Annotated in this window: 18 protein-coding genes and 1 pseudogene; 1 reads left to right on the top strand and 18 read right to left on the bottom strand. The window is 68.0% G+C overall.

What is annotated here, in order from left to right; genetic code table 11:
• From H0W38_RS04140 to H0W38_RS04060, 18 genes and pseudogenes are all read right to left on the bottom strand, one after another.
• Positions 1-1,196 (bottom strand): serine/threonine-protein kinase (locus H0W38_RS04140; RefSeq protein WP_292451459.1); only part of this gene is annotated, 1,196 nt, incomplete at its 3' end.
• Positions 1,197-1,206: 10 nt separating this feature from the next.
• Positions 1,207-1,383, bottom strand: a complete 177-nt coding sequence (locus H0W38_RS04135) for a hypothetical protein (protein ID WP_292451457.1) — start codon at positions 1,381-1,383, stop codon at positions 1,207-1,209.
• Positions 1,384-1,387: 4 nt separating this feature from the next.
• Positions 1,388-2,569 carry a pyridoxal phosphate-dependent aminotransferase gene (locus tag H0W38_RS04130; protein ID WP_292451455.1) on the bottom strand — a complete coding sequence of 394 codons (1,182 nt, stop codon included), beginning with the start codon at positions 2,567-2,569 and terminating at the stop codon, positions 1,388-1,390.
• Between the two features lie 82 nt (positions 2,570-2,651).
• The gene (gene nusB / locus H0W38_RS04125) at positions 2,652-3,137 is read right to left on the bottom strand and encodes a transcription antitermination factor NusB (protein WP_292451463.1); all 486 of its coding nucleotides are present in this window, start codon (positions 3,135-3,137) and stop codon (positions 2,652-2,654) included.
• 20 nt (positions 3,138-3,157) lie between these two features.
• The gene (gene ribH, locus H0W38_RS04120; protein ID WP_292451453.1) at positions 3,158-3,640 is read right to left on the bottom strand and encodes a 6,7-dimethyl-8-ribityllumazine synthase; all 483 of its coding nucleotides are present in this window, start codon (positions 3,638-3,640) and stop codon (positions 3,158-3,160) included.
• A 33-nt stretch (positions 3,641-3,673) separates the two neighbouring features.
• Positions 3,674-4,777 carry a bifunctional 3,4-dihydroxy-2-butanone-4-phosphate synthase/GTP cyclohydrolase II gene (ribBA, locus tag H0W38_RS04115; RefSeq protein ID WP_292451451.1) on the bottom strand — a complete coding sequence of 368 codons (1,104 nt, stop codon included), beginning with the start codon at positions 4,775-4,777 and terminating at the stop codon, positions 3,674-3,676.
• Positions 4,778-4,834: 57 nt separating this feature from the next.
• Positions 4,835-5,449 carry a riboflavin synthase gene (locus H0W38_RS04110; RefSeq protein ID WP_292451449.1) on the bottom strand — a complete coding sequence of 205 codons (615 nt, stop codon included), beginning with the start codon at positions 5,447-5,449 and terminating at the stop codon, positions 4,835-4,837.
• A gap of 41 nt (positions 5,450-5,490) precedes the next feature.
• Complete coding sequence (gene ribD / locus H0W38_RS04105; protein ID WP_292451461.1) at positions 5,491-6,600, bottom strand: bifunctional diaminohydroxyphosphoribosylaminopyrimidine deaminase/5-amino-6-(5-phosphoribosylamino)uracil reductase RibD; 1,110 nt, start codon at positions 6,598-6,600, stop codon at positions 5,491-5,493.
• A 26-nt stretch (positions 6,601-6,626) separates the two neighbouring features.
• Positions 6,627-7,736 (bottom strand): hypothetical protein, encoded by a 1,110-nt coding sequence (locus tag H0W38_RS04100; RefSeq protein ID WP_292451447.1) that lies wholly within the window; start codon positions 7,734-7,736, stop codon positions 6,627-6,629.
• A 12-nt stretch (positions 7,737-7,748) separates the two neighbouring features.
• Positions 7,749-7,823: pseudogene (locus H0W38_RS22015) on the bottom strand (prepilin-type N-terminal cleavage/methylation domain-containing protein); the annotation flags it as partial.
• A gap of 28 nt (positions 7,824-7,851) precedes the next feature.
• Positions 7,852-9,117: a hypothetical protein gene (locus tag H0W38_RS04095; protein WP_292451445.1), complete on the bottom strand. Its 1,266-nt coding sequence runs from the start codon at positions 9,115-9,117 to the stop codon at positions 7,852-7,854.
• Between the two features lie 12 nt (positions 9,118-9,129).
• Positions 9,130-9,882, bottom strand: coding sequence for a PilW family protein (locus H0W38_RS04090; RefSeq protein WP_292451443.1), 753 nt, complete (start codon positions 9,880-9,882; stop codon positions 9,130-9,132).
• Positions 9,840-10,325: a GspH/FimT family pseudopilin gene (locus tag H0W38_RS04085; RefSeq protein ID WP_292451441.1), complete on the bottom strand. Its 486-nt coding sequence runs from the start codon at positions 10,323-10,325 to the stop codon at positions 9,840-9,842. Before H0W38_RS04085 ends, H0W38_RS04090 begins: the two co-directional genes overlap by 43 nt.
• Positions 10,325-10,810, bottom strand: coding sequence for a type IV pilin protein (locus tag H0W38_RS04080; protein ID WP_292451439.1), 486 nt, complete (start codon positions 10,808-10,810; stop codon positions 10,325-10,327). Before H0W38_RS04080 ends, H0W38_RS04085 begins: the two co-directional genes overlap by 1 nt.
• Before the next feature lie 104 nt (positions 10,811-10,914).
• Positions 10,915-11,451, bottom strand: a complete 537-nt coding sequence (locus H0W38_RS04075; RefSeq protein ID WP_292451437.1) for a GspH/FimT family pseudopilin — start codon at positions 11,449-11,451, stop codon at positions 10,915-10,917.
• A gap of 123 nt (positions 11,452-11,574) precedes the next feature.
• Positions 11,575-12,018: a transcriptional regulator NrdR gene (gene nrdR / locus H0W38_RS04070; RefSeq protein ID WP_292451434.1), complete on the bottom strand. Its 444-nt coding sequence runs from the start codon at positions 12,016-12,018 to the stop codon at positions 11,575-11,577.
• A gap of 95 nt (positions 12,019-12,113) precedes the next feature.
• On the bottom strand, positions 12,114-13,364 hold the full coding sequence (gene glyA / locus H0W38_RS04065; protein WP_292451432.1) for a serine hydroxymethyltransferase: 1,251 nt from the start codon (positions 13,362-13,364) through the stop codon (positions 12,114-12,116).
• Positions 13,365-13,612: 248 nt separating this feature from the next.
• Positions 13,613-14,530 (bottom strand): lytic transglycosylase domain-containing protein, encoded by a 918-nt coding sequence (locus H0W38_RS04060; protein WP_292451430.1) that lies wholly within the window; start codon positions 14,528-14,530, stop codon positions 13,613-13,615.
• Between the two features lie 222 nt (positions 14,531-14,752).
• Here H0W38_RS04060 and H0W38_RS04055 point away from each other — a divergent pair.
• A partial coding sequence (locus H0W38_RS04055) for a UbiD family decarboxylase domain-containing protein (RefSeq protein WP_292451428.1) occupies positions 14,753-16,031 on the top strand: 1,279 nt, incomplete at its 3' end.

The following is a 16,031-nucleotide window of genomic DNA, read 5'->3' as shown; positions in this document are numbered from 1 at the left end:
GTGCTGCCCACAGGCGCCAGCACCGTTGCCGGGGCCGACGGGCGCACCGCCGCTGCGCCGTCAGGGGCGGCCAGTCCGCCGGCCTGCGACGCCACTGCCGGCCGGTCTGGCAGTGCAGCGACCGCATACCAGACGCCGACGCTGGTCAGCACGGCGCCGAACAGCGTTGCCGCAAGCACGGCGGCTCGCCGCAGGCGCGGTGCGGCGGGCAGGTTGTCGTCTTCGCCGGATTGCACCGCTTCGGGCATGAGCTGCAGCCACTCGTGCAGCTCGCGGGCGAGTACGCGCGCCGAACGCTGACGGTCTTCGGGCCGCTTGGACATCGCGCGTGCGGCGATGTCCGCAAGCGCCTGCGGCACAACCGGTGCGACGGTGCGCGCAGAAGGCGGCTGGTGCTCGCGCACCGCGCGGGTGATGGCCTCGAGCGAGTCGCCGTCGAAGGCGCGTCGGCCGCACAACAGCTCGTAGAGCACCACGCCGAGCGAGAACACGTCCGTGCGGCGGTCGGTCGCCTCGCTCCTCACCTGCTCGGGCGCCATGTAATGCGGCGAGCCGCCGGCCGCGCCGATGTCGGCTGCATGCGCGATGCTGGCAATGCCGAAGTCGAGCACCTTCGGTTGCGTGCGGCCGACCATGAAGATGTTGGCCGGCTTCACGTCACGGTGCACCACGCCCTTGCTGTGCGCATAGGCCAGCGCATCGGCGGCGCGGCGGATGATCAGCGCGGCCTGGCCGGCGCTGGGCCGCCAGCCCTCGGCGAGGAGCTCGCGCAGATCCTTTCCCTTGAGCAGCTCCATCGTGATGTAGGCCCCTTGCGGGCTGATACCGGCATCGAACACCGTGACGATGTGCGGATGGCTGAGCTGTGCCGAGGCGCGCGCCTCGTGCAGGAACATTTCGTTGAAGGGTTCGCGCCCGGCGGTTTCCAGCGGCGTGCTGCTGCCGGCCGGCATGAGGTTGAGCGTCTTGATGGCGACGCGTCGCGACAGCAGCGGATCGTCGGCCGCATACACCGTTCCCAGGCCGCCGGCACCGATGCGGTACTTGAGCGCATAGCGGCCGATCTGGCCGATGGTCGGCATCGTTGACGAGCCGCCCTGGGCCGGCAGGTCGGCGAGCAGCACCGTGTCGGCGTGGTCGCCGTCCGGCGGCTCCGTGGCGGCCGCCTTGCTGGGGGAGGAAGGGACGTTTTCCACGCGGGCGAGCTTAGACGATGCCCAACGCCGCCCGGGCGCAGTGCGTCACGCCGGCAACGGCGCGGTCGTAACCGCCTGTCACGGCGCTTGCCACATGGCTCGGCGCGGCGCGTGTCACGGCAGTTTTGACGGCGCCCGTGACGATGTTCGCGCTGATGCCTTCATGCGGACCGGTGCTTGTCGCCACGTCGTCAGGCCAGCACGCGCCGCAGCCGTTCGACCGCCGCCTGAAGCTGCGGCAGGCTGCTCGCGTAAGACAGCCGCACGAAGCGCTCGCTGGCCTCGCGGCTGAAGTCGCGCCCCGGCGTCAGCGCGACGTGGGCCCGCTCCATCAGATCGAAGGCGAAGTCCCAGCTGCTGGCGGCATGGCCGGAGCAATCGGCCCAGGCGTAGAAGGCGCCGTCAGGCATGACTGGCACGTTCAGACCGAGCGAGCCCAGTGCCGGCACGAGAAAATCTCTCCTCGCCTTGAACTCGCCGCGGCGTCGCTCGTACTCGGCGATCGACTCGGGCTCGAAACAGGCCAGCGCGGCATGCTGAGCCACGCTCGACGCACAGATGAAGAGGTTCTGCGCCAGCCGCTCGACCGGGGCCACCAAGGCCGGCGGCAGCACCAGCCAGCCGAGCCGCCAGCCGGTCATGCTGAAGTACTTGGAAAAGCTGTTGATCGAGATCACGTCCTCGCCATGGCTCAGCGCGCTGTGGCCGAAGGCTTCCTCGTAGCTCAGGCCGAGGTAGATTTCGTCGACCAACGTCACACCGCCACGCTCGCGCACCGTTTGCACGATGCGGCCCATCTCGGCCGCGGTGATCGAAGTGCCGGTCGGGTTGGAGGGCGAGGCCAGCAGCACGCCACGCGTGCGCGGGCCCCAGGCTTTCTGCACCGCGGCGGCATTCGGCTGGAAGCGCTGCGCCGCGCCGCAGGGCAGCAGCACCGGCAGGGCATCGGCCGCGGCCACGAAATGGCGGTTGCACGGATAGCCCGGGTCGGGCATCAGCACTTCGTCGCCGGCCTCGAACAACGCCAGGCAGGCGAGCTGCAGCGCGGCCGAGGCGCCGGCGGTCACGACGATGCGCTCGGCATCGATGTCCAGCCCGAAGCGCTCGGCGTACCAGCGCGAGAGCGCCTCCCGCAGCGCGGGCAGGCCCGTGGCCTGCGTGTACTGCGTGCGGCCTGCGGCCAGGCAGTGCTGTGCCGCGTCGAGCACCGCGGGCGGCGCGGTGAAATCGGGCTCGCCGATGTTGAGGAAGATCATCCGCTCGCCGCCCTGTGACGGATCGCAGGCCGCACTGCCCGCAATGCGCGTCGCCGCTTTGGCGCACTCCATCACGTAGAAGGGTTCGATCCGGGAGAGGCGCCGAGCGAGCTTCATGCGAGCGAGTCTCGGGACACGAGCTTCATGCAAGCGAGTCTCGGGACACGAGCTTCATGCGAGCGAGCCGCAAGGCGGGGCTTCATCCCTGGCGCCGCGCCTGCACCTCCACCGGCCGCAGTTCCGCGGCGGCCTTGTCGAGCACCCCGTTGACGTACTTGTGGCCGTCCGTGCCGCCGAAGCTCTTGGCCAGTTCGACCGCCTCGTTGATCGCCACGCGGTAGGGAACGTCGATGCAGTGCTTGAGTTCGTACGCGCCGATCATCAGCACGCCGTGCTCGATCGGCGAGAGTTCGGTGGTCTTGCGGTCGACGTGGCGGGCCAGCACCGCGTCGAGATCGACCGCCTCGCGCATGCAGCCGTGCAGCAGCGCATCGAAATGCTTCGCATCGGCCTGCTTGAAGCCGTCCTGCTCGCGCATGTGGGCGTCGATCACGCTGGCGTCGCTGCCCTGGATCAGCCATTCGTACAGGCCCTGCAGCGCGAACTCGCGCGAGCGGCGGCGCGAGGATTTCTGCGCCGGCCGCTTGCCGGCGGGCTTGTGCGGCGTGCGGGGAGCCGGCGCCACGCCTTCGGCATCATTCGTGGTCACGACAGTTCTTCCAGCAGGTTGGCCATCTCGACCGCGACACGGGCCGCGTCGCGGCCCTTCTCGTCGGCGCGGGCCCAGGCTTGGTCTTCCGTCTCGACGGTCAGGATGCCGTTGACGACGGGCGTGCGGTGATCGAGCGACACCCGGCTCACGCCGGCGGCGCTCTCGTTGCTGACGAGCTCGAAGTGATAGGTCTCGCCGCGCACCACGCACCCCAGGGCGATCAACGCGTCGAACTGGTTGCGCCTTGCCATCGCCTGCAGCGCGATCGGCACTTCCAGCGCGCCGGGCACCGACACATGCTCGATGTGCTTTTGCGCGACGCCGAGCCCTTCGAGCTCGGCCAGGCAGGCGCCCGCGAGCCGATCGGTGATGGCGGCGTTGAAGCGCGCCTGCACGATGCCGATGCGCAGGCTTTCGCCCTCGAGCTCGGCGATCGTGTCGCCGAAGATGGTGTTGCCGGGATCAGCGCCTTGCATCGAAACCTCGTGCGGGAAAGTGGATCGTGGTTTTCATTCGGGGGCCACGAAGCGCGTGACCTCTAGCCCGTAGCCGGCCATGCTCGGCATGCGGCGCGGGCTGCCGAGGAGCCGCATCTTCACGACGCCGAGCTCGCGCAGGATTTGCGCGCCCACGCCGTAGGTGCGCAGGTCCATCTGGCCGCGTTGCACGCGGGCCGCGGCGGGATTTCCGCCGTCCTGCGTCAACTGCTGCAACAGCCCTTCGCCGGTTTCGCCGCAGTTGAGCAGCACCGCGACGCCGCGCTCCGACGTGCGCAGTGCGGCCAGCGCCTTGGGCAGCGGCCACGAATGGCCGCAGCGCCCGGCGTCCAGCAGATCCAGCACCGACAGCGGCTCGTGCACGCGCACCAGCACCTCGTCTTGCGCACTCCAGCGGCCGACGCTCAGGGCCAGGTGCAGGCCGCCGAAGCGGTCGCGAAAGGCAATGCAGTCGAACGGCCCTTCGGGCGTGACGAGCTTGCGTTCGGCCACCCGTGTGATGAGCGATTCGTTACGGCTGCGGTACTCGATGAGGTCCGCGATGCTGCCGATTTTGAGTTGATGCTGTTCGGCAAAGACTTCCAGGTCGGGCAGCCGTGCCATGGTGCCGTCGTCCTTCATGATTTCGCAGATCACCGCAGCCGGCGTCAGGCCGGCCATCAGCGCGAGATCGCAACCGGCTTCGGTGTGCCCGGCACGCATGAGCACGCCGCCGTCCTGCGCCTGCAGCGGAAAGACATGGCCAGGCTGCACCAGATCGGCCGGCCGGGCCTCGCGCGCCACCGCGGCCTGAACGGTGCGCGCGCGGTCGGCGGCGGAAATACCGGTGGTCACGCCGCTGGCCGCTTCGATGGAAACGGTGAAGGCGGTGCCGTGCTGGGTGCCGTTGCGGGTGGTCATCGGCGGCAACTGCAGGCGCTCGCAGCGTTCGCGCGTCAGGGTCAGGCAGATCAGGCCGCGGCCATGCTTGGCCATGAAGTTGATCGCCGCCGGCGTGACGTGCTCGGCGGCCATCACCAGGTCGCCTTCGTTCTCGCGATCTTCCTCGTCGACGAGGATCACCATGCGGCCGGCGGCCAGCTCGGCGAGCAGTTCCGGAACGGGGGAAATCGGCATCGCAGGATTGTAGGTGGCGCCTCGCGCGGCACCGCTTGCGCCACAGGGCCTGCGCGGCTAAGGAGCGCTCATCGCGCGCTCGACATAGCGGGCGATCAGGTCGATCTCCAGATTGACTCGCGCCCCGGCTTCGAGCGAGCCCAGCGTCGTGTGTTCCAGCGTGTGAGGAATGAGGTTGATGGTGAGCTCCGTGCCGTCCTCGTCGCTCACGCGGTTGACCGTCAGGCTCACCCCGTTGACCGCAACCGAGCCCTTGTAGGCCAGGTAGCGGCCGAGCGCGCGTGGCGCGGCGATGCGCAACTCCCACGATTCGCCGACAGGGGCGAAGTGTGTCACCGTGCCAACGCCATCCACATGCCCGGCGACGATGTGCCCGCCGAGCCGGTCGTTCGCACGCAGCGCCTTCTCCAGATTGACAGGGCCGGGTACGTCCAGGCCGCATGTCTTGTCCAGGCTCTCGGCCGAGATGTCGACGGTGAACGATCCGGCCGCGACGTCGAGCGCCGTGGCGGTCATGCAGGCGCCGTTCACGGCGATGCTGTCGCCGGGCTGCACGTCGTCGAGATAGCCCGGGGGTGTGGCGAGCGTCAGGCGCTTGCCGTGGGACGCGTCGGCGCCGAGCGGCGCCACCTCGGTGATACGGCCCAGGCCGCTGATGATGCCGGTGAACATGAGCCGATTGTCTCCGCCGTGCGGCGCCCTGGGGCCCGGGCTCAGAAATCGGCGCGGCCGGTCGGGCGGGCAATGATGCGCAAGTCGTCGCCGACGCGCTCGACGCTGTGAAAGTCCAGTGCAACCGCGTCGTGGAGCGAGGCCAGCGGCCCGAACCGGGCCATCTCGCGGCCTGCGCCCAGAAGCTTGGGCGCGAGATAGATCAAGAACTCGTCCACCAGCCCGGCACGCACGAAAGAGCCGTTGAGCTTGTGCCCTGCCTCGATGTGCAGTTCGTTGACTTCGCGGGCCGTCAGGTCGTCGAGCAGCGCGGTCAGGTCGACCTTGCCGCCAGCGCCGGGGCAGGGCTGAACCGCAACACGGAGCCCGTTCAAGGCGGCGCGCTTGTCCGCTGCCGCGCCGACAAGTTCATCGGCGGTGTACACCAACACCTCCCCGGGAGGCTCGAGCACGCGAGCGTTCAGGGCGATCTCCAGCCGGGAATCGACGACCACTCGCAGCGGCTGTCGTTCAGTGGGTACCAGCCGCACGTCGAGGCGCGGGTCGTCGTCCTGCACCGTCCCGATGCCGGTGAGCACGGCCGAGGCGCGCTTGCGAAAGGCATGCCCGTCGGCGCGCGCCGCCGTGCCGGTGATCCACTGGCTTGTCCCGTTGTCGAGCGCGGTGCGGCCGTCGAGCGAGGCGGCGATCTTCATGCGCACCCAGGGGCGTCGACGCGTCATTCGCGAGAAGAAGCCGATGTTGAGTTCGCGTGAGGCGATCGCAAGCGGATGGTCTTCGGCCAGCACCGTGACCTCCACACCGGCCGTCCTCAGCCGGTCGATGCCGCGGCCGGCAACGAGCGGGTTAGGGTCCTGCACGGCCACCACCACCTGGGCAATGCCGGCGGCAATCAGCGCGTCGCAACACGGCGGCGTGCGACCGTGGTGGCAACAGGGCTCCAGGCTCACGCAGGCCGTGGCGCCGCGCACCGAGGCGCCGCGCGAGGCCGCGTCAGCGAGCGCCTCGACCTCGGCATGCGAGGCGCCGGCGCGCTGCGTCGAGCCGCTGCCTATCACCGCACCGTTGGGGGCGAGGATGACGCAGCCGACGCGGGGATTGGGGTCGCAGCGGCCGATGGCGGTTTCGGCAAGGGCCAGAGCGTATTGCAGTGAGGCGTGGAACAAGATGGGGGCCGCTATTGCAGCGGCGTATTGTCGGCGGAACCGGGGCAGTCGGCCGCCGTCGCAGCGGACGCGCGGCAGTCCTGATGTACGACCAGCGTGGCGCCGCTGAAAGGGGGAGTTGGCGGCGTGCAAGTGTCGCCGGAGCTGTTGTCGATGAAGTAGTTCTGGTTGTCCAGCGAGGTTTCGACGTTCACGTAAGGCTGAATGTTGCGTTGGTTGTCACTGAGCCCTGCGCCGAGCTCGAACTGGATACGACAGACCTTGTCGTTCGCCGTTGTCGGAACGCCGCCCAGAAGCAACCTGCCTGACCAGCCGCTGGTGGCGTCGATCGGAACAACGCACAGGTAGTAATGGGCGCCGGCGAGGTTCTCGCCGGTGTTCTGGTTCTTGGCAACGGCATAGACGCAGGAGATGGGCTGGCCGCTCGTGCCGATGACATCGTCGGTGTTAATGCCGCTCGGCAATGTCGGCAGGGACCCCGCAGGCGGAGTGCCGGTCGGCAGCACCGCGCCGGTGACGAAACCTGAAACGATTGCGGCCTCGAACGGGACGCAACCGGCCGTGCCGCCTGAGTAAGCAGCGTCGGACACAAGGGTGGTGCAGCGTTCAACCACAAGCCCGGTCGTGTTGTTGAACACCATCGCCAGGTCCGGCTTGAATTGATAGACGCTCTTCTTGCCTTCGTCGAGCTCGCGTGCGGCCACCGGAATGTTGATGTTGCGGTTCTCCGGTTGCCGGACATTGCCGTCGGCCGGCACTGCCACACCGAGCGCGCCGACCCGCACCGGGTCGGTGTTGGAGATCACGGACGTGAGCGTGATTGATTGCGGCTCGCCGGCACGGTCGACCCAGGCGACCGTCACGCTGACGGGCCGCAGGGCGTCTTGCGGTGCGCCCTCGACGATCCAGCTGCGGCTGAAAACGGTGTTGGAGTACGTGGAGGCGATGGGATTCGCCGGGTCGTTCTCGACCGTGTCCAGGTCCTGCCAGGCCAGCGGCACGGCGGGGCCCGAAGCGATGCCGGTGTACGAGCGCATGACCTCCATGCGTTCTTGCGCCAGGCGCATTGCCTCGGTGCGCTGTTTGGCGACGTCGGCGTTGCGCGACAGCATGATCTGCATGCCGGCCAGGGCGAGCAGGCCGAAGGCGATGATCACCAGGGCGATCATTGCCTCGATCAGCGTGAAGCCACGGTCACGCGGTGGCATGCGAGGGCTCATGGCTGCGCGTTCGATTTCACGAGGTCGGCGGCGGGAAGTCGCGCCAGGTGCCCGGCACCCGCACCATCACGGCCGAGGCGCGCTGCACGTTGCGCAGCGCGACCGGGTCGTACATGATCCGGCCGGTCCCCGTGCCGGTGAAAGCCGCGCAGGCGAGCAGGGCGCCCTGCACCGCGGGCGTTCCGGCGCCCAGCGTGGCGGCGTTTGCGAACACGAGCCCGTGCACCAGCGCGCTTCCACTCAGGGCGATCGTGCCCTGCGAGACCAGCGTGACAGGATCCGCGGCGCTGCCCAGCGTGCCGGTACTTAACTGCCCTCCGGCACCCTGGAGATAGAAGGAACGCCAACCTTCGCCGTAGGCGTCGACGAGTTCGGGGCAGGACGTCGAGGAACAGGCGATTGCCTTCGTGGTCGGCGCATTGACATAAGCCGCAAGCGTCGAGCCGAAGTAGGCTTTGAACAGAGCGCCGCCTGTGCAGAGCGGATCGCCCGCGACGATCTTGTCAAGCGCCGCGTCGTCGGCGAGCACCGAGTTCTCAGGTGGCAGGCCGGCAATGGTGGCGACATGGTCAGCGGTGAAAGTGATGGGCCCGGCCGCGTCGATCGTGATGCCGTTGGTGGCAACGTCCAGGTTTTCGACGGTGACCGTGCCGATGTTGCAGCTGGCGCCGCAGGTGAGGGCGGTGGCCGGCACCGAGCGGATCAGCGGGCTCAGCTTGACGGTGCCGGACACGGTCGCCGTCGCATCGGCCGAGCCCGCGGTGAGGTCCGTGCAGGCGCCGGCAAGGGCGCTGCAGCCGGTGGACGTAATGCGCACGCTCTCGTCGTCGCCCCCAGGGGTGAACCGCACCGTGAAGCCCGGCCACGTCGCCGCACCCAATGCCGCCGCCGCCTCACCGCTGGCGGGCACGTTCGGACAATGGCAACTCAATGCAGTGCCATTGAGGGTGCAGCCGGGAAAGACGTTCTCGGCTGGTACCAACCGGGGCAGGGTGGGGTGCGGCGGCACGTACTTGTTGCGGAACGTCGGCGCGGTGGACGAGCTCAGGACGGGCGTGCAGTTGTCCTGCATCTTGTGCGGCCGGTTCAGCATGCCGGTGGCCCATTCCAGGCCGGCCTCGGCGACTTCGAGCGCCATGGTCGAACGCAGCTGGTTGGCAGAGGAGCGCTGCTCGAAGACCAGGCTGCGGTTCAGGTAGAAGAGGACGATCGAGGCGCCGACCAACAGCAGCATGGAAATGGCGAGCGTGCCGATGCCTCGTTGGAGTCGTGCGCGGCGCATGCGACTTTTCCGTCAGACGGGGCACTCGCCCGCGAACCGGTCGTTGCGCACGCGCACGCTCTCGCGCAACTGGCGCGTGATGGCAGCATTGCCCGGGCCGGCGGCGTTGGCTTGCAGCAGGATGTCGTAACGGCGCAGGGTCAGGGTGGGCGGATCGGGGCAGGTGTAGGTGGCGCCGGTAGGCGGCGGGCAGACCTTCGCGCAGGCATCGCCCAGCGGGACGGGTGTTTCGCTCGCGGTGATTTCGAGCGCTGTGACGGTGATCACGTCAGGGTCGGTGATCGACTGCCATTGGGTGCCGTCTGTGAGCATCCGGATCGCGCCTTTGTAGAGCTGAAAGCCGAACTGCTCGTTGTTTTCGACCAAGCTGTTGCCGTTGCGCGCGAAGGAGTAGGTGATCTCCGAATCGGCGACGCCGTAAGTGCCCGAGATGGCAATGTGTGGATTCGGCATCGGCGCCGCGGCGACTCCCTTGATCGCCTGGGCCCAGTAGCCCGCGCGGCGCAGGTCGCGGGCGATCAGGTCGGCCGCCGTGCGCAGATCCTGGTTCACCCGGGCTTCGATCAGCAATCGCCGGCTGCTGTCGAGGTTGCCGACGAACAGGCTGATCGCCCCGCCTACCAGAAACAGTCCGAGTGCAGCGCCGACCAGCAGCTCGACCAGCGAGAGGCCGCGCTGCTGCCGGATGCCCTGGTTCGCGAGACGACCGTTCGACGGGCCTCTCAACATGGTGCGTAGCCCTTGAAGCTGCCGTCGGGCGAGCACAGCCGCACGCGCCCCATGAAGTTGTTGTCGACCTGCAGTTGCGCGGCCGTCCGGCTGCTCGACACGGTGATCGATTCGTCGCCGCCGCTCGTTTCGAGCGGGATGCCGCGCAGGCCGGTGTAGGTGAGGCTCACGCCGCCGGTCACCGTCAGTTCGGCCGGCAGCGCGACGCGCTTGATCTCAGTGGGCGCAGGCGTGCTTGCCGCAGCGATCTCGTAGCCGGTGCCGTTCGCCAGCGTGGTCAGCGCCACATCGAGCTGCCGGCTCACGGCTTCGGAACGCGCGTAATGCAGATCCGTGCTCAGCTCGTTCGCCGCGCCTTCGAGCCGCCGCCGCGCCAGCAGGTCCAGAAAGGCCGGCACCGCCAGCGTGAGCAGCACGGCCGTGATGAGCACCACCGCCATGAGTTCGATGACTGTGAAACCGTCTGCTACCCGATTCATCATCGGCTCCAGCATTCCACCGGCGTGTGGGTGCCGACACCGGCGGCCACGGTGAGGGTCAGCACCGTGCAGCCGGCGTCGCCGGTCTGGCTCTTGCCGGCCACGGAGGTGGCGGTCAGCGTATAGCCGGTGCCCGAGACGCCCGAGACGTTAAGGCCGTAATAGCCCCGCGGGCTTTCCCCCGACAACCCAAGGCCCGGTGGCGTGGCGGTCGGGGCCGCCGTCAGGGAAGTTGCATAGCTGCTTTTGCTGGCCCGCCAGCGCTCCTGCGCCTGCTGGACCTGGGTCATCGCCACGATGGCGTCCGCTCGGCGGCCGCGGCGTGCCTGGTCCATGTAGCTCGGATAAGCGATCGCGGCGAGCACGCCGATGACGGTCACCACGATCATCAACTCGATCAGCGTGAAGCCGGCGACATCAGCGCGAGCGCTGTCTTGCAGCGCGCCGGGTCGGCGCGTCAGGCCGTGAACACCGTGCTTGTGCATCGGGCGATTATCGGCACCTCGCCTGATCGCACATCGAGAAGCCACGCCGTCGATCCGTTGCCGCTTGCCGCCCATCGTCCGCTGCCGCCGAGGCTCCGCTCGGTTCAGCACGGCCGGTATCCCGGCAGGCCGCCTGCGGGCGAGCATGTGCGCACGCGGCCGAGGATGTTGACAACGTGCCGCAGGCTTGCGCCTTGGGGCCTCGCGATGTTGATCGTCGCCGTCGGCGAGGTGGTGCCGCGCACCGGGTCGTAGCCCATCGAGGCGGAGGGTTTGTCCTTGACAGTCACGCCGATACCCGCCGGCGCTTGTACCGCCTTGATCGGCTCGGCGGCGCCCACGCACTCCGCTGCGCCGTCGGCGGCACAGGTGCAGGCCAATTCCGGTCCGGTATGGATGACGTAGCAGCTCGCGCCTGTGGGCAGCGTGCTGAAGCTGAATTGCAGGCGCTGGTTGCGGGCGACGGCTTCGCTGCGAACGAACTGCAGGTCGCTGGCCAGCTCGGCGGCCACCCCCTCGATCTGGCGGCGCTGGCGCAGATCCCCGAAGCCTGCGACCGCGCTGGTCGTGAGGATCGCTGCGATAGCCAGGACGAAGCTGGCTTCGATCAGCGTGAGACCGCGTTGCGCTGCGCTGTTCATCGGGAGCCCTTCCTGCGTCGTGATTCGATGCAGGAAATCTATGCGAGCTCGGCGTCTTGCGCTTCGCCCCGGCAGGGGCCCTCCGAGGGGCGATTGAATCGCGACCGGCCGCCGCGGCTGCGCTCAGATGTCCTTGATGAGACGGCTGAACTCGTCGACGCCCTCGAAGCTGCGATAGACCGATGCGAAGCGCACGTAAGCGACCTTGTCGAGCTTCTTCAGCTCGCGCATCACCAGCTCGCCGATGCGCGCGGAGGGCACCTCGTTGACGCCGGCGACGAGCAGCTTCTCTTCGAGCCGGGCCAGCGCCGCATCGACCTGGTCGATGCTCACCGGCCGCTTGCGCAGCGCCAGCATCATCGACGCCTTGATCTTGCTGCGGTCGAACTCGCTGCGGCTGCCGTCCTTCTTGACCACCGCCGGCATCGCCAGTTCGGCACGCTCATAGGTGGTGAAGCGCTTGTCGCACGACGGGCAGCGGCGACGGCGACGGATCACGTCGCCTTCGTCGGACTCCCGGGTCTCGGCGACCTGGGTGTCTTCATGGCCGCAGAAGGGGCAGCGCATGCCGGCTCAGGCGCCCCGACTGCCGCCGGGCTGCCCGAAGGCCGTTGCGCACTCCCTAGCGCAGGAGCGGCGCTGCGGAACTGCAAGCGCGAGGCTCACTTGTAGACCGGAAACTCGCGCGTGAGCGCCGCGACCTTCTCGCGCACGGCCGCCAGATTGGCGTCGTCGCGCGGGTTGTCGAGCACGTCGGCAATCAGGTGCGCGGTCTGCACGGCCTGCGCCTCCTTGAAACCGCGCGTCGTCATGGCCGGCGAGCCCAGACGGATGCCGCTGGTGATCATCGGCTTTTGCGGATCGTTCGGGATGCCGTTCTTGTTGCACGTCATGTGGGCTGCGCCGAGGAAGGCTTCGGCCTCCTTGCCGGTCAAGCCCTTGGGCTGCAGATCGACCAGCATCACGTGGCTTTCGGTGCGACCGCTGACGATTCGCAGGCCGCGCTCGACCAGGGTGCGGGCCAGCGCGTCGGCGTTCTTCGCCACCTGTTGCTGGTACGTCTTGAAGTCGGGAGAGAGCGCCTCCTTGAAAGCGACCGCCTTTCCGGCGATCACGTGCATCAGCGGGCCGCCCTGCAGGCCGGGGAAGACGGCGCTGTTGATCTTCTTGGCGATGGCCTCGTCGTTCATCACGATGATGCCGCCGCGCGGGCCGCGCAGGCTCTTGTGGGTGGTGGAGGTCACCACGTCGGCGTGCGGCACGGGGTTCGGGTACACGCCGGCGGCGATCAGCCCCGCGTAGTGCGCCATGTCGACCATGAAATACGCGCCGATGGCCTTGGCCACCTTGGCGAAGCGCTCCCAGTCGATGCGCAGCGAATAGGCCGACGCGCCGGCGATGATGAGCTTGGGCTTGTGCTCGTGGGCCAGCCGCTCCATCGCGTCGTAGTCGATCTCTTCCTTGGCGTTCAGGCCGTAGCTCACCACCTTGAACCACTTGCCGCTCATGTTGAGCGCCATGCCGTGGGTCAGGTGACCGCCTTCGGCGAGGCTCATGCCCATGATGGTGTCGCCCGGCTGCAGCAGCGCGAGGAACACGGCCTGATTGGCCTGCGAGCCCGAGTTGGGCTGAACGTTGGCGAAGTTGGCGCCGAACAGTTGCTTGAGGCGGTCGATGGCCAGCTGCTCGACCGCGTCGACGTACTCGCAGCCGCCGTAGTAGCGCTTGCCGGGGTAGCCCTCGGCGTACTTGTTGGTGAGCTGCGTGCCTTGTGCCTCCAGCACGGCCGGGCTCGTGTAATTTTCCGATGCGATGAGCTCGATGTGCTCTTCCTGGCGGCGGTTCTCATTCTGGATTGCGGTCCAGAGTTCGGGGTCGACTTTGGCGACGGTGGATTGGGTGCGGTCGAACATGCTGCGGGCCTCTGGGCGATTCAAGGGGTGGCCCTGCGACGAACGAGAGCCGGTCGGTGACTGGGACTCGGGCTCGAGGGCTGCCAGGCGCGCGGCACGACGCGGCGGTTCACCGCCTGCGGCAGCGCTTTCCGGTGGCAAGCCACCCCGAACCGATACGGCCGGTCCATGTCGCCTTCACGCTGCGCACCGATGGTAACGGAGCCGACATGGCCCGAAGGGTCTGCGTCGCTCGACAACGAGCCGCTTCAGCGCGAGGCTAAGCGCTCGGGCACGGCCGTATCCGCAGCATCGGCGATGGGCGGGGTTTCGGGCGTGGCGGCCTCGACCGGAGTGGTTGCCGGCAACTGGCTGGGCGGCGGAATCAGTGGCGCGGTCACCGCCACCTGGCGGCCGGCGGCCACCGAGCGCAGGTGCGCTTGCTCCGCCAGCACCTTGCCCGCGTAGCCGCCATCGTGCGGCAGGTTGGCGGCGCCCACGTAGTACTTGAGCCCCCCTTCCAGGCTGCCGGCGCGGGCGATGCACTCCTTGAGAATCTGCACACCCACGCGCAGGTTGGTCACGGGATCGAAAGCCGCATGGTTGCCGCCGAACGCCTCGTACTTCTCGTCGTGGATGACGGTCATCACCTGCATCAGCCCCTGGGCGCCGACCGGGCTCTGGGCGAACGGGTTGAATCGCGACTCGATCGCCATCACCGCGAGGATCAGCGTCGGCTCCAGCTTGGCGCGCTCGCCCACGGCCCAGGCCTCCTGAACGAGCCGGCTCAACGGCTCGGGGGCAACGCGGTAGCGGCGTGACAGCCAGGATGCGATGGCGGCCTGGTCGCGATCGAGCCCACTGGGATCAACCGCGGTGACGCGGGCGACGGCATTGCTCTCGGACAGCGCCAATGCCAAGCCGGCCGGAGAGTCGTCGGCGTCGATGCGGGCGATGTGGCGGGTCTGCAGCCAGCCGAAGGCGCTTTCCTCGACGGTGTGACGCAGATCCGCACGGTTGACGAAGAACAGGCAGAGGGCGACCACCACCAGGCCGACCAGCGCCAGGGAGTTGTGCGAAACCTCCAGCAGCCCTCGGCCGGCGTCTTTCGCGAACACCACAAGCGGGCGTGTGAACTCGGCAATCTTGCTGCGCACTGGCTGGCTTGGCACACGGGGAACTGTCATGTCTGTCCTTTGAAACTGCGCTGTGGCGGGCGGTGTGGCCACCTCACGAGATAGTTCAGTCGTTACATTGGATCGTCTGTGCCCAGCCATACAGGGCCACTTGCAGTGCTGTGGCCCCAGCCGGTAATGCGGGTAATCCCTAGTTCGGTGATTCGACGGATTCTAGGAATGCTCGAAATAACCGGTCAACCCTATCGAATCACTTTGTAATTACCATAAAGCATGAAGTACCGCGATCTGCGCGATTTTGTAGCGGGGCTGGAGCGGCTTGGTGAACTGCGACACGTCGCAGAGCCAGTGTCCACGCGGCTCGAGATGACCGCGCTCAGCGATCGGGTCCTTCGAGCCGGCGGGCCCGCGCTGTGGTTCGACCGTCCATTTGCGGGGTCGGGAAGTTACAACATTCCCGCCTTGACAAATCTGTTCGGCTCGACTCGAAGGGTGGCGCTGGGGATGGGCGCGAGCGAAGTGTCCGAGTTGCGCGACGTGGGCCAAGTGCTCGCCAGTCTGAAGGAGCCGGAGCCGCCCAAGGGCCTGAAGGACGCCGGTCGACTGCTGCAAATGGCCAAGTCCTTGTGGGACATGAAGCCCGCCCAGGTGCGCGGCGCGGTTTGTCAGCAGGAAGTGATCGAAGGCAGCGACATCGATCTCGGCATGCTGCCGGTCCAGACCTGCTGGCCTGGCGATGCGGGACCGCTGATCACCTGGGGCTTGGTCATCACACGCGGACCTCAAGGGATTTCCGATCCACGCCGCCGCCAGAACCTGGGCATCTATCGCCAGCAGGTGATCGGGCCGCGCCAGACCATCATGCGGTGGTTGGCGCACCGGGGCGGCGCGCTCGATTTCCGCGATTTCGCGTTGGCCAATCCGGGCCGGCCGTTTCCCATCGCCGTGGCGCTGGGAGCCGATCCGGCCACGATCCTGGGCGCCGTCACACCGGTGCCCGACACGCTGAGCGAATACCAGTTCGCCGGCCTGCTCCGCGGCAGCCGCACCGAGGTGGCCGAGTCCGGCGTCGGCGATGCCGGCGTGATGCTGCAAGTGCCGGCCAGCGCCGAATTCGTGCTCGAGGGCCACATTCCGGTGGCAGCCGCCGGCTGGCGCGGCGAAAGCGCGCACGGTGTGGCAATGAAGGAGCGGGGCGGATACCTCTACGCGCTCGAAGGCCCGTTCGGCGACCACACCGGTTACTACAACGAGCAGGACTGGTTTCCGGTCTTTGAGATTGGCCGCATCACCCATCGCAAGGAGCCGGTCTACCACTCGACCTACACGGGCAAGCCGCCCGACGAGCCGGCCGTGCTGGGTGTGGCGCTCAACGAGGTGTTCGTGCCGATCCTGCGCAAGCAGTTTCCGGAGATCACCGACTTCTATCTGCCGCCCGAGGGCTGCAGCTACCGCATGGCGATCGTCTCGATCCGCAAGGCCTACCCGGGCCACGCCAAGCGGCTGATGTTCGGCATCTGGAGCTTCCTGCGCCAGTTCATGTACACCAAGT

Source organism: Methylibium sp. (assembly GCF_013817365.1).
Classification (GTDB): Bacteria; Pseudomonadota; Gammaproteobacteria; order Burkholderiales; family Burkholderiaceae_C; genus Methylibium.
The sequence above is the reverse complement of the archived record's forward strand: the minus strand, read 5'-3'. Positions and strand labels throughout refer to the sequence as shown.